The sequence below is a fragment of the Rhizobium sp. GW821-FHT14E12 genome (genome assembly GCF_058803745.1).
This window is the reverse complement of the sequence record NZ_JBXAPH010000032.1, coordinates 1-1,098: the sequence shown is the minus strand read 5'-3', so window position 1 is coordinate 1,098 and position 1,098 is coordinate 1. Positions and strand designations below refer to the sequence as shown.

Here is a 1,098-nt window from a genome sequence, read left to right as displayed (position 1 = left end):
CGGATGATGGCATTGAGGATGGTAAGAAGCTTTCGCATGGTTGCGACGATGGCGACGATCTTTGGTTTGCCGGAAGCGACCAGTTTGTCCCGAAAGGCCTTGAGAACGGGGTTATGACGGCTGGCAACGAGAGCAGCCATGAAGAGGACGGCCCGTACCTTGCCCCTGCCGCCGCCGATGAAGCTCTTGCCCTTCCATCGACCCGATTGTCGTGTCCACGGCGCAAGCCCGGCCAATGCGGCAATCTGGCGGCGGTCGAGACTGCCCAATTCCGGCATCTCAGCCAGTAGTGTACGCGCCGTGGTCGATCCTACCCCCGGCACCGAGGTCAGCAACGCCTCGCGCACCCGCCAGAGCGGCGACTTGCGGATATGATCGTCCATATCGGCATCGAGACTATCCAATTCCCTCCGCAGGGCGGCCAGCAACCGCTTGATGCTCTTCTGCGCGTGCTTGGCCAAGGCCATGCGTTCGCGGTTTTCTTCCGCGACGATCATCTGCACGATCTGCCGCCTGCGCGCGACAAGCTCGGACAAGGCCTGTGTCTCGGCATCGCGCAACGGCCGGACATCCGGTTTCGTCGCCGCCGCGAAGGCAGCGATGACGGCAGCATCGATCGGATCGGTCTTGGCCCTCTTTCCCAGAGCCTGGGCATAGGCGCGCACCTGGGCCGGATTGACGATCACCACCGCAAAACCCGACGAAGACAGCGCCGCCGCCGATAGCAGCTCGAAACCGCCGGTCGCCTCCAGCGCCACCACATGCGGGTCCAAGAGACGCAGCTGATCAATGAGCCGATCGATGCCGGCATGATCGTTGCCGACAGCAAAGGCTTCACATGACGGCAGGATTGCCACATCCAGCCGATCTTTCGAAACGTCGATGCCGACGACGACGCGGGCTTCACCCATATCCATCTTCTCCCATCCTTGCCTAAGCGGGCTTCGTCTACGGCCCTGGCGACTGTTCGGGTTCGATGGAACGGCGGACGGAGACCCCAGCTCTCCCACGGGCTCAAACACCCAAAGGGCCGACGGTCTTCCATCCGCCACCGCGAGGCCAATAGTAGCACACACGGTCTGTTCTAAGTTACAAGGG

1 protein-coding gene is annotated in these 1,098 nt (G+C 62.2%); it reads right to left on the bottom strand.

Annotation, left to right across the window (positions count from 1 at the left end; genetic code table 11):
• Positions 1 to 911: IS110 family RNA-guided transposase (locus AC1RO0_RS31905; RefSeq protein ID WP_498596516.1), on the bottom strand; the 911-nt coding region annotated here is incomplete at its 3' end.
• Positions 912 to 1,098: the final 187 nt, after the last annotated feature.